The sequence below is a fragment of the Psychrobacter sp. TS_SC_6 genome (assembly GCF_056156305.1).
The window spans coordinates 73,276-96,677 of the sequence record NZ_CM149590.1 but is presented as its reverse complement, the minus strand read 5'-3'; the positions used below and the strand labels follow the sequence as shown (position 1 = coordinate 96,677).

Genomic DNA, 23,402 nt, shown 5'->3' with positions numbered 1-23,402 from the left:
TTATGGAGCTTCTTTATTACTTTACTTATGCATACTTATCTATCATAAACAGTGAAAAAACCGACTAAGGCATTATTTTACAGTGATTTATGGTCATTGACCAATCAAATACCGTACTGCTTACTTCTTAATAATACTAACTATTCAGTTAAATACGAGCTTATATTTACGTACTTCAGCTCACACCATACTGATAAGCATAAAAAAACGGCGTGAAACTATTCCACACCGTTTTTAGAAAAATCTATTTTATCGATCTCAACAAGCAAGTTCCAAACAGCGGCTTAAAAAACCTAAAATATTTCTTAATTAAGGCATATCTCGTTTTAGCAACTATTCGTACTACTGTCGTCAAATTAACGACGTAGACCTAACTGGCTAATAAGGGTGGTATAGCGACCAAGATCTTTACCTTTTAGGTAATCAAGCAATTTACGACGGGTATTAACCATACGGATAAGACCACGGCGGCTATGATGATCCGCTTTATGTGCTTTAAAATGATTTTGTAAATCGTTGATACGGGCGCTTAACAAAGCTACTTGAACTTCTGGTGAACCAGTGTCATTTTCGCCACGTTGGTATTGAGCAATGATTTGTTCGCGATCGGCATTAGTTAGCATAAATCTCTCCGGCAATGCTAAGAGCGCCAAGATACTCTTAAAATTTAAGTATCGAGGAGCAATAGAATAGTCAATAAAATAGCCTGTACGTCATTCAGGACAACCCTGCATTACTAGAGTTGACCTAGTGTATGACAAGCTTAATGAGTCATAACTGTCATTTAAAACCATTTAGAATAATCTAAACCGTATTTAAATATGACGCCAATTATAACAAAAAACTGCTGGGCTAACAGCAGTTTTTTGTTATGGTTTTAAGAAAATATGATTATTGTTAAATAAGTTGAGTAAATTGTTAGTACCCATCAAAAGTAAACATGAAATGTAGATACCAGCCTTATAAGCTAAGACTTATTATTTTTTTGCACATCATCCTCACTAGTCGTACCGCCTAGCTCATCGTCTGCTAAAGGCACAGTCGTAGCTTCTGCTAAACTATCAGGAGAGTTATCAGCACAAGGAGTGATATCTTCTACAAGTTGATTAATCTCTTGTTCTTGCTCATCCATATCTTTTACTGAATTGCTCATAGTAACTCCTATTTATATTTAACTCATCTATTCATACTTAAGAAGCTATTTATCTTTGTTCGTTTCTAAATTATCAGCGATACGCTCTGCGGCAGCTTCAGTGTCTTCTGTATGATTATCTTCCGTCTGACTTTTAAGCGCTGCTGTTGAAGAATCAGAACGTTGCTGCTCAAATTTGGTATCGTTTGGATTAGGCTGTGTCATCGTATTACACCCTTATAGATAGCGAATGAAGATTATTCTAAATTAAAACGATTGCAGCTTATGCTAAAGCTTTATCAATCGCTGCGACAAAATTATTAATATCATCTGGATTGCGTGAGGTAATCAAATTACCGTCTATTTGCACGCTTTCATCTACGAATTTTGCCCCAGCATTTTCTAAATCAAGTTGTAAACTATGGTAAGCCGTTAACGTCTTACCCTTAGCTATGCCAGTATTGATCAATATCCAAGGTGCATGGCAGATAACAGCAAGGGGTTTCTCAGCCTCATTTATAGCAATAATAATACTATGTGCATCCTCGTTACCGCGTATGGTATCAGCATTAACCGTCCCACCCGGCAAAACCAAAGCATCATACTCCGCAGGTTTTGCATCTTTTGCAAATATGTCCGCAGTAAAAGTATCACCTTTGTTGACGTCTTGCTGCATACCTTGAACTTCTTTTTCTTTATTGGTCGTTATTAGAAGTGTACTGTAACCTTTAGATTTTAGTTTGTTATTAACCTCTTCATATTCTGCTTGTTCAAAGTTGTTATGAAGTAAAAAAGCAATCGTTTTCATAGTACTTCCTATTATTTTTAAATGACATTTATGACTAAATAATTTTCTTATAATTGTAAAAGTTAATTTATATGAATTAATGTCTTGTTATTTTTATCTGGTTTTACTGTTCAGATTTATCGTTATTATTATTTTATTCAACGAAATTTATAGTAAGTCCATCTTGTATTATTATTGCCCTTGCTTCTATTTTGATTTCTTATTATGGCTTCCCTAGCTGACTTAATTAAGATACAAAAAAAGCAGGTTTCACTATAGGTGAAACCTGCAATAAAATGTGACGATATGTGATTTATGTGAACTCTTAGTAAGTTTTGCGGTTTTTGAGTTATAAATGCTCCCAGGTTTTCACTTGGTCAAATTATAACTGAATCAGCTTTTTAGGTTGCAATCGACCATTTAAGCTCACTGCCCCCAGCCCAATAAATGCGCCCTGCTCATCGATAAGACGAATATCTACCGGTATTTCATGTACTAATTGCTGCTCTTTATCATCGTTAGCATCTTCAATATTTTGATTACTAGTAGTGCTTTTATTGTCAGTAGATAAATGCTGATCGATAGCTGTTGTGATATAACTTTGCAAATCATCAGTCAACTGATCGATAACATTCAAGCGTTGTCCCATTTGTACGCGCTCGCACTGCTCTGGCAATAATGTCAACTCAGCATTAATATCGATGCACGCATCTACTGGCAATAGATATGTCTGACGTTGTTCTAATGCTAATGCTTCTAAATCTGCAAGCGTAATGGTCTCATCGATTTTGAAGTCACCTACTTGTAGACGGCGCAATGTCGTTAAATGTCCAAGTGTACCCATCGCTTTGGCAATATCTTCTGCCAATACACGCACATAAGTGCCTTTTGAGCAGGTTACTGTTAAATGGATTTGCTGCTCATCGATCACTTTTAAATCAAGGGCTTTAAGGAAAATGTCTCTTGGTGGACGGTCTATCTCTATACCAGCACGAGCATATTCATAGAGTTTTTTGCCATCTTTTTTTAAGGCAGAATACATCGGTGGAATTTGCTGCTGGGCACCTAAAAACTGCTGGACAACTTTGTGTAGCATTGCATCATCAAACGCTGGAATCGATGCCTCAGCAGTAACTTGCCCATCGGCATCACCGGTATCAGTTTGACTACCAAGTAGAATAGTTGCTTGATAAGATTTATCCGCATCAAGCTGATAGTGACTGAACTTGGTCGCTTCACCCAAACAGATAGGCAATAATCCCGTTGCCATTGGATCAAGTGTGCCAGTATGACCTGCTTTTTTGCTGTCATGGTTAGGCGATTTAAATAAATATTTTACCTTTGAAACCACTTGCTGAGAAGTCATACCTTGAGGCTTATCGACTAAAATAACACCCGAAACTTTCATCTTTTTAGGGTTATTACTAGACTTTTTATCCGCTTGCGTAGATGCGATAGACATAGTGGCTTTTACCTTTTATTCTTCGTTTTCTTGCTCGTCAGACTCATTTTCTTCAGTTTTAATAACCGCTTTACTGATTAAATCCATCATGTAATTACCACGAGCGGTCACTTCATCATAATGAAAGCGCAAACGCGGTGTTGTACGAGTTTTTAAGCTATGACTCAGTTCAGTACGCAAGAAGCCTGCGGCTTTATTCAGCACTTTAATGCTTTCTTCATGATTTGACATGGTCATGGCATCATTGAGCTCAGGCTCCATAATGGTCACATACACATCGGCATAGCCCAAATCTGGACTGACTTTAACACTAGATATAGTGACAAAACCTGTCAGACGCGGATCATTGACCGCATCACGGATAAGGACAGCAAGCTCACGCTGAATCTGATCAGCTAAACGTTGTAAACGTTGGTTCATGTTATTACCCTGTTTTTAATATGACTTATTTTTATTGATCAATATAATCATTTATTAATAAGTTTAACGACTAATATTTGTTAAAAAAGGCCTAGCAGGATGTACCTGTTAGGCCTAAGTACAGCTGAATATTTATAAGATAGTTAATCCATCATGCCATGCGCAGTTAATAAAGCGAATTGCATGATGCACCATCCTAATTTTACCAGTGACTTTAGATAGTACGTGCGAACTCTTGAATCTCAAAGACTTCGATTTTATCACCCGCTTCTACATCGTAACCGCGGACGGCTAGACCACATTCCATGCCCGTACGTACATCATTAACGTCTTCTTTGTAGCGACGTAATGATTGCAATTGACCAGTAAAGATAACTTGGTCATTACGTAATACACGGATAGGTTTGTTGCGATAAATTGTACCCTCAACCACCATACAACCAGCAGCTGCACCAAACTTACTAGAGCGGAATACTTCACGAACGTCTGCAACACCCAAGATTTTCTCACGATGTTCTGGCGCAAGCATACCGCTCATAGCTGCTTTCACATCATCAATCAAACCATAAATAACGCTGTAATAGCGAATATCCATGTTGGCAGAATCTGCCTTACGACGTGCGGTAGCATCTGCACGAACGTTGAAGCCTAACAATACCGCTTCACTAGATTCTGCTAGCGTCACATCTGACTCAGAGATAGGACCAACGCCTGAGCTGATCACACGGACTTTAACTTCATCCGTCGATAATTCATTCAATGCAGCAAGCAGTGCTTCAAGCGAGCCACGAACATCGGTTTTTAGAACGATATTTAAGTATGAAACATTGCCCTGTTCCATCTGATCAAACATACTCTCTAAACGCATCGCGTTTTGACGCTCAAGCTGACGATCGCGCTCACGGTTGGTTCTAAAGTCCGCAACTTCACGGGCTTTTTTCTCGTCTGTTAAGACTAAGAATTCACTACCAGCTGCTGGCGTTTCAGGTAAGCCTAATATCTCTACAGGGATAGAAGGTCCAGCTGATTGAATACGTTTGCCATGTTCATCAGTCATAGCACGAACTTTACCGTAATATTCACCGGCTAAGACTAAATCGCCTTGTTTTAATGTACCTTTTTTGACAAGGACACTAACGACAGGACCACGACCTTTTTCGAGTCTTGACTCAATAACCACACCTTGAGCAGGGCCATCTAGTGGTGCTTCTAATTCCATTAGCTCAGCTTGTAAGCTAATAAGCTCTAGCAGCTCATCAATACCATCACCTGTCTTGGCTGAGATACGAGCCATTGGAGTATCGCCACCCCAATCTTCCGATACCACTTCTTTTGCAGTCAACTCGTTAAGAACACGATCAGGATCAGCACTTGGCTTATCCATTTTGTTGATAGCAACAATCAGCGGCGTACCAGCAGCACGGGCATGATCAATCGCTTCTTCAGTTTGCGGCATCATCCCATCATCAGCGGCAACGACCAATACAACGATATCTGTCGCTTGAGCACCACGTGAACGCATTGCACTAAAAGCAGCGTGTCCTGGGGTATCAAGGAAAGTAATAACACCACGTGCTGTTTTCACATGATAAGCACCGATATGCTGAGTAATACCACCTGCTTCGCCCGTAGCCACTTTCGTTTCGCGAATTTTATCTAGTAATGATGTCTTACCATGATCAACGTGACCCATGATAGTGACTACTGGTGGACGCGTTTGTACGTTACTGCTGCGCTCATCAACCGCATCTTGTAGATCGTCTTCAACTTTAGTATCACTCACGGGTACTGGATTGTGACCCATCTCTTCTACGATTAAACTAGCGGTTGCTTGATCAATCATGTCTGATTCGCGAGCAATCTCGCCCATTTTCATGAGTAGCTTAGTCACTTCACGAGCTTTCACTGCCATGCGCTGGGCAAGATCAGAAACCGTGATTTGCTCACTGATTTCTACATCATAAACAATTTTTTCAACAGGTTTTTCGAATTTATGCTGTAAAGACTGGCTTGAACGTAGACCATTTTTGCGATTCTTAATTTCACGCTCATCTTGATTTTTACGACGACCACGGCCACGGGCACTAGTAGTACTGGTGCCACGCTTGATTTCACGACGTTCTTTCTCAAACGACTCTTCTAATGCGTCACCGACCAAACCTTCTGCCAATGGCTCATCTTTACGAACTTCAGTTGCCGGCTGATCAGTATATTGACCAGCCATTTTACGCATTTGCTCAAGCGTACGCTTTTGCGCTTCTTCAGCTTGGGTACGGCGTGTTTCAGTTTCGATCTCGCGTAAACGAGCTTCTTCCTTTTCACGCAATTCACGAGCTTTACGCTCAACTGCTGTCTCAACTTTTGGTTTCGTCGCTGTAACTTTCTTCTTCGGTTGCTCTTTAGGCTTAACCTCAGCGGTTTTACCACCTTTTTTCACAACCACTGACGTTGAAATATCGTCATTCTTGTCGTCTGACTTTTTGCTAGAGCCAAGGCTTGCACGCATCGCAGCTAAAGTAGCAGCTTGACGCTCTTCAGATTTTTTCTTAGTAGCAGCACGATCTTCGGCATCTTTAGCAGCACGCGCTTGCGACTCAATCATTGCTTGCTCACGTGCAGCCAATTCTTCAGCCATCTTTTCTGGATCAGGCTTCTCGAACACTTTCTTTTTACGCACTTCAACATTGACACTCTTAGATTTGCCTGAAGAGCCAGTCACACGCGCAGTACTAGTCGTTTTAGACTTCAGACTAATACGACGCTTTTCTTCCTGACCATGACTTTGCTTTAAATACGTCACCAACTTTTCCTGCTCAAGCTCAGTGACTAAGTCACCCTCTGCACGCGCAGGCAGTCCAGCATCTACCAGTTGCTGTTGTACAGCACTTGCGGTTTTGCTTACCATATCTGCCAGTTCTTTGACGGTCTTATCTGCCATTTATTATCACCTACTGTCTATTATTTGCTATATGTTCAATTCAGTTGTTGGCTACAAATGATTGGGGTAAGGCTGATATAGATGTTGCTCATACCAGCACTTTATTATCGATAGCATATCACCAAAAGACAGCGATATGCAGTTACCGCTTATTCATTGAACCAAGATTCCCGAGCTTTCATGATGAGTTTTCCTGCAGCTTCGCTATCTAAGTCTTCGATATCTTCTAAGTCGAAGACAGCTTGTTCTGCCAAGTCATCAACGGTAATGATGTCTTTTTGAGCCATTTTATAAGCCCAGCTGACCGTCATACCTTCAAGATCTTGTAATTCTTGACTTGGCTCTTTCATGTTTTGTTGTTTGACCAGCTCATCAGCGATGACCACTTCTTTTGCACGCTCTTGAATGATATCAATCGCTTCATCATCTAAGCCTTCGATATCATAAAAGGTCTCGACGGGTACATAAGCCACTTCTTCAATACTAGTAAAACCAATATCGACCAGCGCTTGGGCCAGATCTTTATCCACTTCTAAACGTTCATAGAATAATTCAATAAAGGCTTTAGATTCGTTTGCTTGACGCTGCTGATACTCTTCTTCTAGCATCATATTCAGCTTATAGCCGGTTAGCTCAGAAGCTAAGCGTACGTTTTGACCTTGCGAGCCAATCGCACGTGCTAACTGATCATTGGTGCTAAAGATAATATCAGCCGTTTGCGTATCTTCATCTAAGATGATACTGCTTACGTCTGCAGGCTCTAAAGCGCTGATGATAAATTGGGCAGGATCATCTGACCAAACCACTACATCAATACGCTCGCCATCGAGCTCTTGCTGTACTGCTTGGATACGTGTACCACGCATACCAATACAAGCACCAACCGGATCAATACGATGATCATTGGTTTTCACCGCTATTTTAGCACGAGTACCTGGTAAGCGCGCGACGTTGCGGATTTCAATAATTTGTTCTGCAATCTCAGGCACTTCTTTTTGCATCAATGCCGAGAGCATTTCAGGATGGGTACGTGATAGAAGCAATTGTGCGCCGCGGTTTTCACGGTTCACATGATATAAGATGGCATTGATACGTGATTTTGCGCGCAATTGCTCACGTGGCAGCATCTGATCACGTGACAAATAACCCTCAGCATTATCACCTAAGTCAATGATGTAGCCATCACGGGTTTGTTTTTTGACTTCGCCATACATCATCTCGCCAACACGTGGCTCAAAAGCATCTGCTACTAAATTACGCTCAGCTTCACGAATCTTTTGGATGATAACTTGTTTGGCTTGAGTGGCAGCAATACGACCAAACTCGATTGACTCAATTTGCTCTTCTTTAATATCACCGATTGACCATTCTTCTTGATCAAGGTCAGTAATCGCAAGCTGACAAGCAGGCATTTCATGGTCTTCATCTGCAACCACTGTCCAATAACGATAAGTATCATAATCGCCTGTTGTACGGTCAATTGAGACCCGCACTTCTACTTCCGGCTGATCGGTATATACTTTTTTCTTAGTCGAGACGACCAAAGCATCTTCGATTGCTTCAAAGATGTCTTCAGGATTTAAGCCCTTCTCGTTACTGACAGTTTCTACTACCGTTAAGATTTCACGACTCATACTATGCCTGTCCTATCATTTTTTAATTGACTTAAATTTTATAATTTTTGACTTACTCTATATTTTCACCATCAGCCATCAACTTAATTAACAGCTATTAGACTAACTGCGTTTATACACTAAAAGTGTCTAATAGCGAATAGATTAAGCATCTTCATAAATCAAATTGGCTTTATCAATATTGCTTAATGCAATCTCAAACTGCTCACCATCAGTGGCAGTCAGCTTTAAAGAGGTGGCATCGATACTATTTAAAGTACCAGTTGCTTTACGGCGTTTTTTATCACCTTCACCAATTGCCTGTATCAAACGCAAGCTCACTGTCTGACCGACATAAGCATGCATTTGCTCATCTGAAAAGAACGCACGGTCAAAACCAGGTGAAGAGACTTCTAAAATAAACTCACCGGAAATCGGGTCGTGAACTTCAAGAATACCGCTGACTTGGTGATTCACTGCGGCACAGTTCTCAATCGTTACTTGCTTATCTTGGGCTTGATCTTCTGGTAATGCCTCAATATAGATGCGTAACAAAGAGCGATTGCCTTGTGGTGCAAACTCTATACCCCATAGTGCCACATCGCAAGCCGCAACGGCAGGTGCAATGATATTGGTCAATTCTGTAACCTTGGTCGAAAGCTTCATAATCTATTTATATTTTCCTATTCACTTATCTAACTTACTTAATCCTGCTGAAGTTTTTCTTCATCATTATTTAATAAGAACCTATCGTTATTTAAACCACAGTGATTGTCTTATGCTTAAAGCATAAACACAAATGATATCTACCGGGTATTTATATCAAGGCAAGCTTGACAAATATCAAGCTCAGCCGCGCTATGCTTTTATTACTTATAAAGCAGTACTATCGATAAAAGAGTGAGGAATAAAAGATAGTGTGCTTAAGTATCATCGCGCCATAAATGGCATGTGATGACAAGCTTCTATAAATGGTATTGCACTCTATAGACATAGAGCTTAGCATAAGTAGGATAGATATCGCGATTACACAGACCGCCAGATACAAAAAAACCCACAAGCATGATGGTGGGCTAATTGTTACTGACAAATTTAGTGTGCAAAACATCAGTATAAAAAGTGGTAGCGGGGGCTGGATTTGAACCAACGACCTTCGGGTTATGAGCCCGACGAGCTACCAGACTGCTCCACCCCGCATCAATCTAGAACGCATATTATAGGGAGGTTTTATAGTAGTGTCAATCTTTATTTAAAAATAATTTAAATTAAAAATCTTAGCTATTTACAAATGACTCACTTAATACGATACAACTTTAAAAATTGGTGCGATTGGGGGGACTTGAACCCCCACAGCTTGCGCCACCACCCCCTCAAGATGGCGTGTCTACCAATTCCACCACAATCGCATTACTCTAACTGTTCTCTCTATATTCTCAATACCCACTATAGTTGACGCGTAAGGTAAGCATCAAAGGTCCAAGACTTGTAAAAACAGAAAAAGCATTGTAAATGTAACGCCTTCAAATAGCAAGGGCTGCCTACTTAAAAAATAGAGTAGTAGCAGCTACTGAGGATTTTGTGTCAAAGGCCGCGGTGTTTGTGGTGCTGAAACCGGTGCATCTAGACGAAACTGATCTTCTGCTTGCTTACGAGCATGGACCGCAAGGGTCATACTTGTTATAAAAAAGATGGCGGTCAATACGGCTGTCGCGCGTGTTAAGAAGTTGGCAGTTCCCGCTGCACCAAATACTGTACCTGATGAGCCGGCACCAAAAGAAGCCCCTGCATCTGCCCCTTTACCATGCTGTATCAAAATCAAGCCAATCATGGCTATCGCCACGATAATATGCAGGGCTAATATAAACGTAAACATGGTGGCCTCTTTTGCCGCGTAATGACGACTGATAACGAAAAACAAATCGTATGGTTTAATAGTGATAAAGATTGGCGGTAAATGTTGCCATATCGATGATATAAATAGGGCGTATTGTACACGATTGCAAGGGCACTGTTAAACCCACTTTTGCCAACTGATAAAGACATTTTTTGAATCAGAAATAAAATAAAGACTCACACCTTTATACTATCTATCAAGAACCTACTAGATACTGGCTTGGCTAAAAGCATCGGTAATTGCCAAAAAGCTCTCTGCCTTTAATGAAGCACCGCCAACTAAAGCGCCATCAATCATAGGATCAGCAGCAAAGCTATTAGCATTATCAGCATTGACACTACCGCCATACAATACCGTCATATTAGACAATGAGTCGGCAAATCCTGCCAACGTTTGCTTGATATGCTTATGAGTGGCGCTGACTTCTGCTACCGTTGGAACTCTACCTGTACCTATTGCCCATACTGGCTCATAGGCAATAATAAGACGAGTCGGTAATGCCTCAATAAGTTCTGGCTGCCGTGCAATAAATTCTTTGATAACCGCTAACTGATTATCAATGACTTCAAGCGTTTGCTTGATATCGTATTGCGCTTGGCTTTCACCAATGCAAAATACCACGCCTAAATCTTGTGACAACGCATGAATCATTTTTTGCAATAAAGTATCGTTAGATTCTTGATGATATTGACGGCGCTCTGAGTGACCAATGATTGTCCAAGTCGCTCCAGCATCGACTATCTGCTGCGCTGAACATTCACCTGTATAAGCACCAATACTGGCACTATGTCCACTAATGTCTTGAGCTGCACACAGTATTGAGGTGTCTTTTAGGCGACCATTCACTGCTGCTAGATGTATCAAGCTTGGTGCTACCATTATTTGACAAAACGTGGAGTTATCGTGGCTCATTTGCTTGGTTGTACTAATAGCAGCACATAAGTCGTCCAGTAGTACATTTACGTCATGGCTCGTTGCTGGATTCTGCTTCCAATTTCCAATTACCCAAGCTTGCATTCTTCTCTACCTTGTCTTATATATGGCTGCCAATATGGCTAATATGCGCGCAAGTATAACAAATATTTCACAAGTGCTATAGTATAGTACGTCCCAAATCAAAACTGACTTTTCAACCGTTGCTTTAGTAACTATTGTTAAATAATCATTTTTGATTTGCCAATCGAGCCCTACTCTCTATAAAACCTTTGCGCTCACGTAAATTCCTATATGATTTTCTGAATATAGGATAAAGTGCAGACAATTTATTTTTTATCTTAAACCCGTATTTAAAATAACTATTTTAATAATTAGCTTAACTATCAACGATAAAATGGCAATAAGTAGAACACGGTGAATAGTCTGCTATTTAGGGAAATATATCGCCTACCAGATATCGAGTAAGGAGAAGTCTTAATGTCTATCACAACCAGTAAATACGGTGGCTTAGCACAGCAGCTGATTAGTGAAGGTGTCGTAAGCGAAGCACATATGAAAGCGGCGCAGACGGATTCGCAGCAGCAGCAAGTAGGACTGGTCTCTTATCTGGTAGAGCATAAACTCGCCAATGCCTATCAATTGGCTCAAATGCTATCGCAAGCATTCGGCGATCCTTTGTTTGATCTCGATGCGCTCAGCTCAGATGTTATCCCAAAAGACTTGGTCGACGAAAAAATCGTCCGTAAGTTTAATGCCTTACCCATGTTTAAGCGTGGGCAACGCTTATTTGTGGCACTGAGTGATCCGACGCGTATTGATGCAATTGATGCGATTGCCTTTAACTCGCGGCTATCCATTGAAACAGTCGTGGTTGAAGAAGACAAGCTTAAAAGGCGTATTGAGAATCTGTATGCTGATACTATGCAAAGTTTTGATAGCTTTTCTGATAGCGATTTAAATGTAGACTTTGATGATGGCAAAGAAGAAGATGACGGTGAGACCAAAATCTCTGATAGCGTCGAGGAAGCACCGGTCGTCAAGTTTGTCAATAAAATGCTGGTTGATGCCATTCGTATGGGTGCGTCCGACTTACATTTTGAGCCCTATGAAAAAAGCTATCGAGTGCGCTTTCGAGTCGACGGTGTGATGCAAAAAATGGCCAACCCGCCCGTACAACTTGCGGGGAAAATTGCTGCGCGTTTAAAAGTGATGTCACAAATGGATATCTCAGAGCGCCGGGTGCCACAAGATGGTCGTATTAAACTGAAGATATCTAAAAATAAAGCCATCGACTTTCGGGTAAGCTGTCTGCCCACCTTGTTTGGCGAAAAGCTGGTTTTGCGTATCTTAGATCCTTCATCTGCCATGCTTGGTATTGAAGCGTTGGGCTATGAGCCTGACCAACAAGATATGTTCTTGGAGGCATTACATAAACCGCAAGGCATGCTCCTAATTACCGGTCCCACTGGCTCTGGTAAAACCGTCTCACTTTATACTGGTATTAATATCTTGAACACGGGTTCGACCAATATCTCGACTGCTGAAGATCCTGTCGAAATTAACCTTGAAGGTATTAATCAGGTCAACGTCAATCCAAAAGTGGGACTGACGTTCTCCACAGCCCTTAAGTCTTTTTTACGCCAAGATCCTGATATTGTGATGGTTGGTGAAATTCGTGATCTCGAAACTGCTGAAATTGCGATTAAAGCCGCTCAAACAGGGCACATGGTACTTTCAACCCTACACACCAACTCAGCGCCCGAAACATTGACGCGACTACGTAATATGGGTGTCGCTTCTTTTAATATTGCCACTTCTGTTAACTTGGTCATTGCTCAGCGACTGGCACGGCGCTTATGTAAAAACTGTAAAAAACCTATCAATATTCCACGTCAAAGTCTGCTTGAGCTTGGTTTTACAGATGCTGACTTAGACAATACAGACAATATCATCTATGAACCAGTCGGTTGTAATGAGTGCCGTGAAGGCTATAAAGGACGTGTTGGTATTTATGAGGTGATGAAAGTCACTCCAGATATTTCACGTATTATCATGGAAGATGGTAACGCGATAGATATCAAAGATGCTGCACTTAAAAATGGTTTTAGAGACTTACGGCGCTCTGGTGTTTTAAAGGTCTTACAAGGGGTGACCAGTATCCAAGAGATGATGCGCGTAACTTCTGAATAGCCTAGTTGATTGAAACGTTCGGTACAGATATTGCTTTGAGTAAATTTTATTATGTTCGTACAGCCTGTTGTTTAATTGCTATTAAAAAATAAGCAGTAGGAAAAATAAAACAGATAAACACTGGTTTTTTGCGCTAAAATAAAGTATATCCGATTAAAACAATGGGTTAACTATATTTTATAGCAGGCACTATCTATATCGGACTATATCAGACCATTTTTTGAAGGAAGGGACATGGCAAAAGCTAAGACCGACATGCTATTAGACTTTGTCTATGATGGGGTAAATAGGCGCGGACAGAAGGTAAAAGGTGAGACGACCAGCCGTAGCTTAGAGCTTGCCAAAGCCACGTTGCGCAAACAAGGTATTACGGTTAAAGGTATCAAGAAAAAGCCCAAACCTTTATACACCTTTAAGAAGTCTATCAAGCCTATCGATATTGCTATTTTTGCGCGGCAGTTGGCAACCATGATGAAAGCTGGGGTGCCATTGACTCAGTCCTTTGAGATTGTCGCTGATTCTCTCGATAATCCGAGTATGAAAGACTTGGTGTTACAAATAAAAGCCGATATTGAAGCAGGTGGTACTTTTGCATCGGCATTACGCAGGCATCCCCGCTATTTTGACGATCTTTTTTGCTCCCTTGTTGATTCTGGTGAGCAGTCAGGTGCGTTAGAAACCATGCTAGAGCGGGTTGCGACTTATAAAGAGAAAAGCGAGCTATTAAAAGCTAAAATTAAAAAAGCTATGAAATATCCTATCGCGGTCGTTGTAGTTGCTATTATTGTGACTATGATTCTACTGATAAAAGTAGTTCCTGTCTTCTCAGATTTATTTGAATCTTTTGGTGCAGAGCTACCTGCTTTCACCCAGATGGTGGTAGGGATGTCTGAGTGGATGCAAGCATGGTGGTTCATCTTAATTGTATTGATTGGTGGTGCTATTATTGGGTTTTCAGAAGCTAAGAAGCGTTCAAAGAAATTTCGTGATGGCCTAGACCGTGCGGTATTAAAAGCCCCGATATTTGGCAATATCGCTTACCAAGCGGTGATTGCGCGTTTTGCTCGTACGCTGTCTACGACTTTTGCTGCCGGCGTACCGCTTATCGATGCGCTAGATTCTACTGCCGGTGCAGCAAATAATGTCGTGTTTTATAACGCTATTCAGCAAATCAAAAATGACGTCTCTACGGGACAACAATTGCAGTTCTCCATACGCTCAACCAATTTATTTCCAAGCCTTGCTATTCAAATGGTTGGTATTGGTGAAGAGTCTGGTAGCTTAGAAGAGATGCTCGATAAAGTAGCAGTCTATTATGAAAACGAAGTTGATAACGCTGTTGATGGTTTGACCAGCTTGATGGAGCCGCTTATTATGGCGGTACTTGGCGTATTAGTTGGTGGCTTGGTCATTGCCATGTACTTACCAATCTTCCAGATGGGCTCAGTAGTAGGCTAAAAGCTAATTAAAGGACAGCTAATTCATGCAATTTATACAGTTACTACAAGAAAATATGACAATTGCTTTAGTCGTATTTGGTCTCCTAGGGCTGTGCGTCGGTAGCTTCTTAAACGTGGTCATTCATCGGACTCCATTGATGATGGTATCGGCTTGGCGACAAGAGTGTAGCCAGTTTATGTATGAGCAAGCAGATATGCCGCTTGAGCATACGACACCGTTGGTCAATATTGTTAATAATGATACGCCTATTACTTTAAGCTGCCCTGCTTCACGCTGTCCGCACTGCACCCATAACATTAAATGGTATGAAAACATTCCTTTAATCAGCTGGATAGTACTACGCGGACGTTGCTCAGATTGCAAAGCTGCTATCGGGCTTCGATATCCTATCGTTGAGCTGGTCACCGCTCTGCTATCTGCACTAGTCATTTATCATTTTGGCGTTGGCATAGTAGGGTTGTCAGCATTAGTTTTAGTCTGGACACTCATCGCTTTAACTGGTATCGATTTTGATACACAATTACTACCTGACCGCTTAACTTTCCCATTAGCAGGGCTAGGACTGGCTGTAAACTCACAAGGTTGGTTTGTGACCCCTACTCAATCGATATGGGGCTTATTATTGGGATTTTTATCGTTATGGATAGTGGTTAAGATATTTTATTTAATCACCAAAAAGCATGGCATGGGACAAGGCGACTTTAAATTATTGGCAGTACTGGGTGCGTGGCTTGGACCTATGATGTTACCCTTGATTATTTTATTGTCATCATTGCTCGGCTCAATCGTTGGGGTTATTTTGATGAAAAAACAAGGTGAGAGCAAGCCTTTTGCCTTTGGTCCTTATATTGCGATTGCCGGTATCGTGGCGTTGTTATACGGCTCAGATATCGTTAATTGGTATTTAGGTATGTATGCTTAAGCAGTAGCCATTTCCCGATAATTATGTTTAACCTTTCATTGATTACAGTCATTATCCTTCTATCAGTCAGATAAGTCATCATTATGTCAAAATACGCAGCAGCACCTTCACCTTATTCGCATCAGCCGCAAACGCCTGAGCATAAAAGTAAAACATTGGTAGTGGGTTTAACGGGTGGTATCGGCAGTGGCAAGTCAGCCGCCAGCGACTGGTTCGCACAGCAGGGAATCGATATTATTGATGCAGATGTCATTGCACATGAAGTGGTGGTCAAAGGCAGCTCAACGTTGCGCAAAATCCAGAGGAAATTTGGAGATTGGGTGCTAAATGCTGATGGCAATATGGACCGCGCCGCTGTACGAACCCATGTGTTTACTTACCCTGATGCTCTAATTGAGCTTGAAGCGATTACCCATCCCGCGATACGTGAAGCCGCAAAAAAGCAGTTGGCGGAGAGTACCTCACCGTATGTAGTATTGTCAGCGCCGCTATTAATCGAAGCAGCAGAAGCCGGGCTTGCCAATTTATGTCAACGTATTTTGGTGATGGATGCCACAGAAGCTACCCAGCTTGCGCGTGCCAGTCAACGTGATGCGCTAAGTGTGCAAAAAATTAAAGCCATTATGGTCAATCAGCTTAGCCGTGAACAGCGCAATCGTCATGCGGATGATGTGGTATTAAATGAGAGTGATCTTGCGGCGCTATATGTACAATTAGAGCCGCTCCATCAAGACTACCTTAAGCTTGCCCAGCAGCTAAAGTTCGCTGCCGATTAATCTCATACAAAGCCATACCTGTCGCCACACTGACATTTAAGCTTTGCAAGTTGCCATGCTCATTGCCTGACATCGGGATATAAACCAGCTCATCGCAGCTCTCCATAGTCAGGCGACGCATCCCCTCACCCTCTGAACCCATGATAATAGCTGTCTTACCAGTCAGATCTGCGGTATGGATTGGTTTGGCATCGGCATTAAGAGCGGTACCAAAAACAAAGACACCGGCATTTTTGATTTTTGTCAATGTACGCGCCAAATTAGTCACGCTCACAATCGGCATCATCTCTGCGGCACCCACAGAAACTTTGGCAACCGTTGGGGTTAAGCTAGCTGCATGATGCTTTGGACAAATAACCGCATCTACGCCCATTGCCACCGCTGTACGCAAACAAGCGCCAAAATTATGTGCATCCGTAATTTGGTCTAACACCAGTAACAAACAATCATCGCGACCAGCAAGGGTATCTAGCAAACCTTCATCAGCGAAGCCTAACGGACGAGCGTTCAGTACTACGCCTTGATGTTGCGGGCTACCACATAGCTGAGTAAGTTTGTCTTTTTGCGTTGGTTGAATACTGATGCCATTATCACGTGCTTGCGCCATAATAGACTGTACATGACTGTCAGTCTCGCGCCCTTGCTGTACAAACAAGCTCAGTCCATCAAGAGGACGGTATTCGAGTAAGGCATCAATCGCATGAATGCCATAAAAATAGGTAGGTTTTGCCATAATAGGCCTATTGATTATAAAGTGGGTATCGCACTGTGTCATACAAAACATGCGATAAAAAGAGAAGTGTGTAATTGTAGCAATTAATGACCAGCTTCATCTAAATAATGTCAGCAAAAAAAAGAAATAAACCTGATGAGATTTATTTCTTTGGAATCATTGGATTTTTGGCGTCATCAATTATCTAACGACACTTTGAGGCATATTAGCCTTCTAAGTGACAGATATACTGGACGATCTGTTCTGTACGCAAATTGAAGCCGCTATTGCCTTCGACTACGAAAGATTGTCCTGCACGGTAGTAGCTGAACTCCTCTTCCCCATTTATTTTGACTTCGCACTCACCGCTAGTAATTTCAATACGTTCGGAGGTATTGGTACTAAAGTGATAATGCTCGACCAAATTATCACAAGGTAAGATAACACCTAATGTTTTATGACGACCGTCCTCGAACATAATCGTATGGCTTGAGCAACGACCATCGTATGATATCGTGGCTTGAGCAATGACTGTTACATTGGTAAATTGCACCGCTGTCATAGTGGCTTCCTTATCAAATAATTATTGCCAAACTAAAAAACCAAATTAAAAATTAAGCAACTGTATAAATGACAGTTATCCTACTATCTATCAAAATCTGGTGGTAAGAGTTTATCATTATGTGAGATTATGCTACCACATTATATCTATAAAGTTTGTTACAGCGGCAGGAAAGTTCAGCTTATTAGCACGGCTGCAACGGATGTCATTGATTACCTTTATAATTTGTATTTAAGATTATTTGCCACCATACTATCTCTAATTTTGTCCCTTAACTTTTTACTTTAATTGGCTTAGAGATGATGTTTTTGCATTGCATGCAAGATTCATTGTCGGTCATGAGAGGCGTTGATGCTAGTATCATTAACTTTACATCAGTTTGCGTTGATCGCTCAGCACGAGCTGAGTGTGGCTGAAGGCTTCAATGTCATCACTGGTGAGACGGGGGCTGGCAAATCGCTATTACTCGATGCGCTGTCTTTATGTATCGGCGAGCGCGCAGACAGTGCGATGGTCCGGCATGGCGCGACGCACGCGGATATCTACGCGCAATTTGATGTAGAAAACAATAGCGTCATTGCTGAATGGTTTGCCAAAAATGAGCGGGTGTTAGAAGAGCCAGATGTATTGATTCGCCGACAACTCAGTAATACAGGGCGCTCAAAAGCATGGTTAAATGGCATACCTGTCAGTTTGGCTGAGCTTAAGAGTTTGGGTGCATTGCTGGTCAATATTCATAGTCAACACGCTCAGCAGGCGCTACTCAAGCCACAATTTGTAGTGCAATGGCTGGATGAAATGGCACAGATAACTTCTCTTGCTAAGCAGACCTCAAGTAGCTATCAAGTTTATCAGCAACTTAAACGCCGCGCTGACGAACTCGCTAGCCGTGAAGCTCAGCGCCAAGATCGTATTCAACTGTTGCAAAGCCAGCTAGCAGATATCGCACCGTTATTGATCGTTGATTATGCAGAAGTAGAAGCAGAACACGAAGAGTTATCTAATATTGAGGCACTAATGATCGAGGCCAGTCATGGTTTGCATTTACTCGATAATGATACCGATGAGCCCGATGTCATGACCTTGCTCGGACAAGTAATTAAACTATGCGATAATCAAATGAGCGTGAGCCAAACCTTTGAGCAAGCCTCAGAGCAGCTACATTTGGCGCAGCAGCAAATCACTGAAGTGACTGGCTTATTGTCAGATTATGCTGAGCAGCAATTGCCTGACCCTGAGCGTTTGCAGTCATTAGACAGTTTAATCAGTTTAGGTCATCGCCTATCACGTAAGCATAACTTGCCAGCGAGCGACTTGATTAATGAAGCAAAAGACTGGGAAGCGCAATTAGAACAATTAGAAAACGAGCCAAGCAGTGATGCAATGGCGGCACAAATTGAGCAAGCATGGCAAGAATATATAGCACTAGCAACTGAGCTAAATAAAAAACGCGCCAAGGCTGCACCGATTGTCAGCAAACAGCTGATTAAGCAACTACAGCCGCTTGCCCTACCCAATGCACGTTGTGAATTCGTGTTTACCAAAAAGACCGATGTCAGTCAATATAATGGACAAGGCTGTTATGATATCGATTTATTATTCAGCGCCAACGTCGGTATGCCGATGCAGCCGCTACACAAAATCGCTTCAGGCGGTGAACTATCACGTATGGCGCTAGTGATGCAGGTTCTGCAAGCGACTAATGCAGATAATAATGCGGCAAAACCTATGCTGGTCTTTGACGAGGTTGATGTCGGTATCAGTGGCGGTACGGCGCAAGTGGTGGGTGAGCTGTTGCGCGCCCTCGGGCAAACGCAGCAATTACTAGCCATTACCCACCAAGCCCAAGTCGCTGCGCAAGCGCATCAGCATATCTTGGTACAAAAACATCATGACGAGCAAACTGAAAGTGAGCTTGTCATCTTAACCGAGAGCGCGCAAGTAGATGAGCTGGCACGTATGTCTGGTGGTGTTATTATCACCGATGTCACTCGTGACCATGCGCGTAGTTTATTGAGCGATGTTAAATGATCGTTGATTGACCACCATAAACACCTTTTTATTGCTAAATCCTTGCTTTAGTTGATTTTTTACTCGTTATCGCCATATAGTGGTGTCAGCTCTGTTATTTTACCTTTATTAGTAGGTTGCGTTTGTCTCTATGTCCAAAGCCAATTTGACCCATCATTTTTTAATCGCGGCGCCTGAGCTGTCAGACCCACGGTTTGAGCAGGCGCTGATTTATATCTGTCGTCATGATAAACACGGCGCCCTCGGGCTGATGGTAAATCGTCCATTAAAGCAGGCACGGGTAGGAAAACTGCTAGAAGATCTGGATATTGAGGTTACGGACGCACAGGTGATGGAATGTCTGGCATTAGAAGGTGGACCTATGTACCCTGAGGTTGGCTTTGTACTGCATACAGGGCAGCCAGAATGGGCATCCTCATTTGCCATCTCAGAAAATGTCTGCATCACCACCAGCCAAGATATTCTCAAACGTATTGCAGCCGGTCAAGGCGTTGGTCATTATCAGCTCTGTTTAGGTCATGCGAGCTGGGGTAAAAAGCAGCTTGATCGTGAGCTTGCTAACGGCGACTGGCTGGTCTGCCCTGCTGATTTGAACTTATTGTTTGATACGCCATTTGAGGATCGTTGGCAAATGGCCGCCGATAAGATCGGGGTTAATTTTGATTATCTAAGCAGCGATATTGGTCATGCTTAATCTCATATGTTTAGCGAATACAGCAATAAAAACAGGAAATCCCCCTTATTATGGTAGATAGCACTTTTATAGAAGATAGTACTGATACTAGCGATGCTGAACCTGCAATTAAGCCGCATCTTATTTTAGCCTTAGATTATGGGGTTAAAAAAATGGGCATGGCACTCGGTAATAGCTTGACAGAAACGGCGCGTGCCTTTGATATCTTGGCGATGAATAATGGACAACCTGATTGGGATAACTTACTCGGTATTATCAAGGTTTGGGGCGTGGCAAAGGTAGTAGTTGGGCTGCCACTAAATATGGACGGTAGCAGCTCTATGCTATCAAAACGGGCACATAAATTTGCCCGTCGTCTGGCACATAGAATTATGGAGCAGCATTTACCTGTGATCGTATCTCTATGCGATGAGCGCCTGACCTCAGTGGCCGCACGTGAAATTGCGTGGGATAATGGCTGGATTAAACATGAGCGCGCTCCGATTGATGATATTTCTGCCTGTATCTTGATGTCGACCTACTTTGCTGATCCTCATAGCAGTATCGCCATCGACGCCATCAAAGCAGATTAATAAAGAAATACAAATGTTATCAATCACTACTGGGGTTAATTTTTCTTGCTTGCTGTGCCTACGCAGACAGAGGCTACGAAGAATTAACCCCAGTAGTTCTGTAGCCTTTTCAAAGTGAATTAACTGTACCTCCTCAATCCAAACGAATAAATGACTGATTATTATGACCTCTGTCTCAGACCACTCTCCGCACAATAGCTCGCGACACGGTTTTGCACCGCTTGCTATTGCGCGTATCAAAGGTGCCCAACGTGTCAACCAAATAGCCGTTTATCTCATTTATGCCGCTATTATCGCTTTTATGGTTTTTGGCACCATTGCTAGTATCAAAGCTTTTCATGACAATCAGCTCCTTTATCAACTATTCTATAACTTACCTTATGCTTTAGTGGCGCTGACCATTCCACTGACGCTATATAATGCCTTTATTATCTACCGCTATCGTCTCAATCAAACCTCGATGGTTATCATGACCATTGGTGTCTCAAGTATTATCCTGCTCGGTGGGCTGTTATTTGCCGATACAGCTTGGTTAGGATTGGCATCGTGGCTCGGTGTGGCTTTTTTATTTAAGGTGAGCTTTAAGCGCTTCTTTAATTTCTTAGCTCTAGCCGACTTACCTGAGAATAATAATAGCACTGAAAATAATAAAATTATTACCCCTACTGATGCAGAAAATGTGCCCTTACAAGATCAGTAACAAACAAGTATTCAGCTACCAAACTTATCTATTAGGTTTACAAAACAAAATATGACGACTTCAATATTAGACACGACTATTCACCATCATCTAGATACCCAAGGACTGATTTGTCCTGAGCCGGTCATGATGCTGCACAAGACGATTCGTAAAGCGGATGGCGGCGATGTGATTGAGATATTAGCCACTGATCCTGCCACTACGCGAGACATTCCTAATTTCTGCCGGCACTTGGGACATACCCTTGTCCACCAAGAAACGCTAAACAATGCGCCAACCTATCGTTATTTAGTCAAGAAAAAGAGCGCTTAGCGCAATATATAATGCAAAAATATCTTTACGTTATAAAAAATACATCATTCACATCTGAAAGGTAGGTCGCGTGTTAGCAACAGAAATACAGTACGTGCAATGGCACGAAAATGAAACCTTACGTCAGGCCCGCTGGTTGTCTCAAAGCAATCATATGCCGCCTGCGCGTATTGTTGTGGTCGACGACAAAACGACAGCCGATGAGGCTTATCGCTTGGCTTGTGCTGGAACGTCAATGTTGTGGCGTGGTGATTTTAATAATGCAAGGCAACTACTGCAAGCCATTACTCGACGCATTGACCGTGCGAATGAGCGTTCTGAGCAGCGTAAAATTAATAAATCTGCTAAGTCCGCTAAATCTACAGATGAGGCTTCAGCATCCTCTAAAGTGATCCCTAGCTTGTTTCATCAGCAACGACAAGTCCAATCACAGCGTTCGCGCTTGTTAAGCCGTTTATTATTAGAGCTTGATGCCGGTTATGTCAGCCTGTTACGCCGCGCCCCTGATGTCAGTGATGCTTGTACCGCTGCTTTTGGTGAGTTGAATGAGTCATGTCTAATATCATTTCGTGACTTGCAAGGTGCCTTAGGTGCGGCAGGGTGGCGTGTAAAAGGCGTGGCAATCGAGAATTTGGGTTTATCAATTTTCCCACATTATGGCGTCTTTGCACCGACTCGTCATGAGTATGTGCAGCTGTTGCTCGCTGCACCGTTGCCAGCCGTTTATGATGTCGCCTTTGATATCGGTACCGGAACCGGTTTGCTTGCTATTATTCTGGCGCAGCGCGGTGTGAAACAGGTGATTGGAACGGACTTAAATCCGCGTGCATTAGCCTGCGCTAGTGACAACCTTACACGTTTAGATTTACCTGCAGTGCAGTTGCAGCAAGCGGACTTGTATCCGACTGATGCGCCACTGGCGAATTTACTGGTCTGTAATCCACCTTGGTTGCCCGCCAAGCCAACCTCGCCCTTAGAATTCGCCGTCTATGATGCCAATAGCACGATGTTGCGTGGGTTTTTGCAAGGCGCAAAGCAGCATTTAGCTGAACAAGGAGAGGTCTGGTTGATTCTGTCAGATTTGGCAGAACATTTGCAGTTGCGCAGCCGCGATGAATTATTGGGCTGGTTTGCTAATGCTGGTTTAGAAGTAAAATACCGTCTCGATACCCAACCTAAACACGGTCGAAGCCAAGACGATACTGATCCACTATTTGCAGCGCGTAATGCGGAAGTCACCTCGCTATGGTGTTTGGTAGCTGTTAATACTTAAAGGGTGAAAATGACT

The 23,402-nt window shown here is 42.3% G+C and carries 23 protein-coding genes and 2 tRNA genes; 10 read left to right on the top strand and 15 right to left on the bottom strand.

Going from position 1 to position 23,402, the window contains the following annotated elements; translation table 11 throughout:
• Positions 1-356: 356 nt before the first annotated feature.
• The 13 genes from rpsO to tpiA all read right to left on the bottom strand — a co-directional run bounded on the left by rpsO (position 357) and on the right by tpiA (position 11,263).
• On the bottom strand, positions 357-623 hold the full coding sequence (gene rpsO / locus AC0J5Y_RS00415; protein WP_079690572.1) for a 30S ribosomal protein S15: 267 nt from the start codon (positions 621-623) through the stop codon (positions 357-359).
• Between the two features lie 344 nt (positions 624-967).
• Positions 968-1,153: a hypothetical protein gene (locus AC0J5Y_RS00410; RefSeq protein WP_475131035.1), complete on the bottom strand. Its 186-nt coding sequence runs from the start codon at positions 1,151-1,153 to the stop codon at positions 968-970.
• A 45-nt stretch (positions 1,154-1,198) separates the two neighbouring features.
• Complete coding sequence (locus AC0J5Y_RS00405) at positions 1,199-1,357, bottom strand: hypothetical protein (RefSeq protein WP_475131034.1); 159 nt, start codon at positions 1,355-1,357, stop codon at positions 1,199-1,201.
• Between the two features lie 58 nt (positions 1,358-1,415).
• Positions 1,416-1,940: a type 1 glutamine amidotransferase domain-containing protein gene (locus AC0J5Y_RS00400; RefSeq protein WP_475131033.1), complete on the bottom strand. Its 525-nt coding sequence runs from the start codon at positions 1,938-1,940 to the stop codon at positions 1,416-1,418.
• A 361-nt stretch (positions 1,941-2,301) separates the two neighbouring features.
• Positions 2,302-3,381 carry a tRNA pseudouridine(55) synthase TruB gene (gene truB, locus AC0J5Y_RS00395; RefSeq protein ID WP_475131032.1) on the bottom strand — a complete coding sequence of 360 codons (1,080 nt, stop codon included), beginning with the start codon at positions 3,379-3,381 and terminating at the stop codon, positions 2,302-2,304.
• Positions 3,382-3,396: 15 nt separating this feature from the next.
• On the bottom strand, positions 3,397-3,801 hold the full coding sequence (locus tag AC0J5Y_RS00390) for a ribosome-binding factor A (protein ID WP_011279383.1): 405 nt from the start codon (positions 3,799-3,801) through the stop codon (positions 3,397-3,399).
• Between the two features lie 214 nt (positions 3,802-4,015).
• Positions 4,016-6,739: a translation initiation factor IF-2 gene (infB, locus tag AC0J5Y_RS00385; protein WP_475131031.1), complete on the bottom strand. Its 2,724-nt coding sequence runs from the start codon at positions 6,737-6,739 to the stop codon at positions 4,016-4,018.
• Positions 6,740-6,888: 149 nt separating this feature from the next.
• Positions 6,889-8,373, bottom strand: coding sequence for a transcription termination factor NusA (gene nusA / locus AC0J5Y_RS00380; RefSeq protein WP_475131029.1), 1,485 nt, complete (start codon positions 8,371-8,373; stop codon positions 6,889-6,891).
• Positions 8,374-8,517: 144 nt separating this feature from the next.
• Positions 8,518-9,018 (bottom strand): ribosome maturation factor RimP, encoded by a 501-nt coding sequence (rimP, locus tag AC0J5Y_RS00375; RefSeq protein WP_475131028.1) that lies wholly within the window; start codon positions 9,016-9,018, stop codon positions 8,518-8,520.
• Positions 9,019-9,472: 454 nt separating this feature from the next.
• A tRNA-Met gene (locus AC0J5Y_RS00370) sits at positions 9,473-9,549 on the bottom strand.
• A gap of 124 nt (positions 9,550-9,673) precedes the next feature.
• Positions 9,674-9,758 (bottom strand) — tRNA-Leu (locus tag AC0J5Y_RS00365).
• Positions 9,759-9,916: 158 nt separating this feature from the next.
• Positions 9,917-10,225 carry a preprotein translocase subunit SecG gene (gene secG / locus AC0J5Y_RS00360; RefSeq protein ID WP_011512446.1) on the bottom strand — a complete coding sequence of 103 codons (309 nt, stop codon included), beginning with the start codon at positions 10,223-10,225 and terminating at the stop codon, positions 9,917-9,919.
• A gap of 228 nt (positions 10,226-10,453) precedes the next feature.
• Positions 10,454-11,263 (bottom strand): triose-phosphate isomerase, encoded by an 810-nt coding sequence (gene tpiA, locus AC0J5Y_RS00355; protein ID WP_475131027.1) that lies wholly within the window; start codon positions 11,261-11,263, stop codon positions 10,454-10,456.
• A 396-nt stretch (positions 11,264-11,659) separates the two neighbouring features.
• On the opposite strand from tpiA, the gene pilB reads away from it, so the two are divergent.
• The 4 genes from pilB to coaE all read left to right on the top strand — a co-directional run bounded on the left by pilB (position 11,660) and on the right by coaE (position 16,531).
• A complete protein-coding gene (gene pilB / locus AC0J5Y_RS00350; RefSeq protein WP_475131026.1) occupies positions 11,660-13,372 on the top strand; it encodes a type IV-A pilus assembly ATPase PilB in 1,713 nt (570 codons plus the stop codon).
• Between the two features lie 234 nt (positions 13,373-13,606).
• Positions 13,607-14,830 carry a type II secretion system F family protein gene (locus tag AC0J5Y_RS00345; protein ID WP_475131025.1) on the top strand — a complete coding sequence of 408 codons (1,224 nt, stop codon included), beginning with the start codon at positions 13,607-13,609 and terminating at the stop codon, positions 14,828-14,830.
• Between the two features lie 25 nt (positions 14,831-14,855).
• Positions 14,856-15,755: a prepilin peptidase gene (locus AC0J5Y_RS00340; protein ID WP_475131024.1), complete on the top strand. Its 900-nt coding sequence runs from the start codon at positions 14,856-14,858 to the stop codon at positions 15,753-15,755.
• Between the two features lie 83 nt (positions 15,756-15,838).
• Entirely contained in the window at positions 15,839-16,531 is a 693-nt protein-coding gene (coaE, locus tag AC0J5Y_RS00335) for a dephospho-CoA kinase (RefSeq protein ID WP_475131023.1), read from the top strand.
• On the opposite strand, the gene rlmB is transcribed toward coaE, so the two are convergent.
• Together rlmB and ppnP are read right to left on the bottom strand one after the other, a co-directional pair.
• Positions 16,494-17,264 (bottom strand): 23S rRNA (guanosine(2251)-2'-O)-methyltransferase RlmB, encoded by a 771-nt coding sequence (rlmB, locus tag AC0J5Y_RS00330; protein WP_475131022.1) that lies wholly within the window; start codon positions 17,262-17,264, stop codon positions 16,494-16,496. The two genes, coaE and rlmB, sit on opposite strands and share 38 nt — an antisense overlap.
• 205 nt (positions 17,265-17,469) lie before the next feature.
• Positions 17,470-17,805, bottom strand: a complete 336-nt coding sequence (ppnP, locus tag AC0J5Y_RS00325) for a pyrimidine/purine nucleoside phosphorylase (RefSeq protein WP_475131021.1) — start codon at positions 17,803-17,805, stop codon at positions 17,470-17,472.
• 351 nt (positions 17,806-18,156) lie between these two features.
• Here ppnP and recN point away from each other — a divergent pair, with 351 nt between their 5' ends.
• From recN to AC0J5Y_RS00295, 6 genes are all read left to right on the top strand, one after another.
• Positions 18,157-19,836, top strand: a complete 1,680-nt coding sequence (gene recN / locus AC0J5Y_RS00320; protein WP_475131020.1) for a DNA repair protein RecN — start codon at positions 18,157-18,159, stop codon at positions 19,834-19,836.
• 130 nt (positions 19,837-19,966) lie between these two features.
• Complete coding sequence (locus tag AC0J5Y_RS00315; RefSeq protein WP_475131019.1) at positions 19,967-20,530, top strand: YqgE/AlgH family protein; 564 nt, start codon at positions 19,967-19,969, stop codon at positions 20,528-20,530.
• A 50-nt stretch (positions 20,531-20,580) separates the two neighbouring features.
• A complete protein-coding gene (ruvX, locus tag AC0J5Y_RS00310) occupies positions 20,581-21,102 on the top strand; it encodes a Holliday junction resolvase RuvX (RefSeq protein WP_475131018.1) in 522 nt (173 codons plus the stop codon).
• Positions 21,103-21,265: 163 nt separating this feature from the next.
• Positions 21,266-21,802, top strand: a complete 537-nt coding sequence (locus tag AC0J5Y_RS00305) for a hypothetical protein (RefSeq protein ID WP_475131017.1) — start codon at positions 21,266-21,268, stop codon at positions 21,800-21,802.
• Positions 21,803-21,853: 51 nt separating this feature from the next.
• Complete coding sequence (tusA, locus tag AC0J5Y_RS00300; RefSeq protein WP_475131016.1) at positions 21,854-22,114, top strand: sulfurtransferase TusA; 261 nt, start codon at positions 21,854-21,856, stop codon at positions 22,112-22,114.
• Between the two features lie 70 nt (positions 22,115-22,184).
• Complete coding sequence (locus AC0J5Y_RS00295; RefSeq protein ID WP_475131015.1) at positions 22,185-23,387, top strand: methyltransferase; 1,203 nt, start codon at positions 22,185-22,187, stop codon at positions 23,385-23,387.
• Positions 23,388-23,402: the final 15 nt, after the last annotated feature.

Excerpts from the sequence above, each read along its gene's own strand:
- AC0J5Y_RS00340 (WP_475131024.1), top strand. The coding sequence starts at position 14,856 with ATGCAATTTATACAGTTACTACAAGAAAATATGACAATTGCTTTAGTC.
- AC0J5Y_RS00410 (WP_475131035.1), bottom strand. The coding sequence starts at position 1,153 with ATGAGCAATTCAGTAAAAGATATGGATGAGCAAGAACAAGAGATTAAT.
- rpsO (WP_079690572.1), bottom strand. The coding sequence starts at position 623 with ATGCTAACTAATGCCGATCGCGAACAAATCATTGCTCAATACCAACGT.
- AC0J5Y_RS00405 (WP_475131034.1), bottom strand. The coding sequence starts at position 1,357 with ATGACACAGCCTAATCCAAACGATACCAAATTTGAGCAGCAACGTTCT.
- AC0J5Y_RS00345 (WP_475131025.1), top strand. The coding sequence starts at position 13,607 with ATGGCAAAAGCTAAGACCGACATGCTATTAGACTTTGTCTATGATGGG.
- pilB (WP_475131026.1), top strand. The coding sequence starts at position 11,660 with ATGTCTATCACAACCAGTAAATACGGTGGCTTAGCACAGCAGCTGATT.
- ruvX (WP_475131018.1), top strand. The coding sequence starts at position 20,581 with ATGGTAGATAGCACTTTTATAGAAGATAGTACTGATACTAGCGATGCT.
- ppnP (WP_475131021.1), bottom strand. The coding sequence starts at position 17,805 with ATGACAGCGGTGCAATTTACCAATGTAACAGTCATTGCTCAAGCCACG.
- AC0J5Y_RS00390 (WP_011279383.1), bottom strand. The coding sequence starts at position 3,801 with ATGAACCAACGTTTACAACGTTTAGCTGATCAGATTCAGCGTGAGCTT.
- rimP (WP_475131028.1), bottom strand. The coding sequence starts at position 9,018 with ATGAAGCTTTCGACCAAGGTTACAGAATTGACCAATATCATTGCACCT.
- recN (WP_475131020.1), top strand. The coding sequence starts at position 18,157 with ATGCTAGTATCATTAACTTTACATCAGTTTGCGTTGATCGCTCAGCAC.
- truB (WP_475131032.1), bottom strand. The coding sequence starts at position 3,381 with ATGTCTATCGCATCTACGCAAGCGGATAAAAAGTCTAGTAATAACCCT.
- infB (WP_475131031.1), bottom strand. The coding sequence starts at position 6,739 with ATGGCAGATAAGACCGTCAAAGAACTGGCAGATATGGTAAGCAAAACC.
- AC0J5Y_RS00305 (WP_475131017.1), top strand. The coding sequence starts at position 21,266 with ATGACCTCTGTCTCAGACCACTCTCCGCACAATAGCTCGCGACACGGT.
- rlmB (WP_475131022.1), bottom strand. The coding sequence starts at position 17,264 with ATGGCAAAACCTACCTATTTTTATGGCATTCATGCGATTGATGCCTTA.
- AC0J5Y_RS00315 (WP_475131019.1), top strand. The coding sequence starts at position 19,967 with ATGTCCAAAGCCAATTTGACCCATCATTTTTTAATCGCGGCGCCTGAG.
- secG (WP_011512446.1), bottom strand. The coding sequence starts at position 10,225 with ATGTTTACGTTTATATTAGCCCTGCATATTATCGTGGCGATAGCCATG.
- AC0J5Y_RS00400 (WP_475131033.1), bottom strand. The coding sequence starts at position 1,940 with ATGAAAACGATTGCTTTTTTACTTCATAACAACTTTGAACAAGCAGAA.
- coaE (WP_475131023.1), top strand. The coding sequence starts at position 15,839 with ATGTCAAAATACGCAGCAGCACCTTCACCTTATTCGCATCAGCCGCAA.
- nusA (WP_475131029.1), bottom strand. The coding sequence starts at position 8,373 with ATGAGTCGTGAAATCTTAACGGTAGTAGAAACTGTCAGTAACGAGAAG.
- tpiA (WP_475131027.1), bottom strand. The coding sequence starts at position 11,263 with ATGCAAGCTTGGGTAATTGGAAATTGGAAGCAGAATCCAGCAACGAGC.
- tusA (WP_475131016.1), top strand. The coding sequence starts at position 21,854 with ATGACGACTTCAATATTAGACACGACTATTCACCATCATCTAGATACC.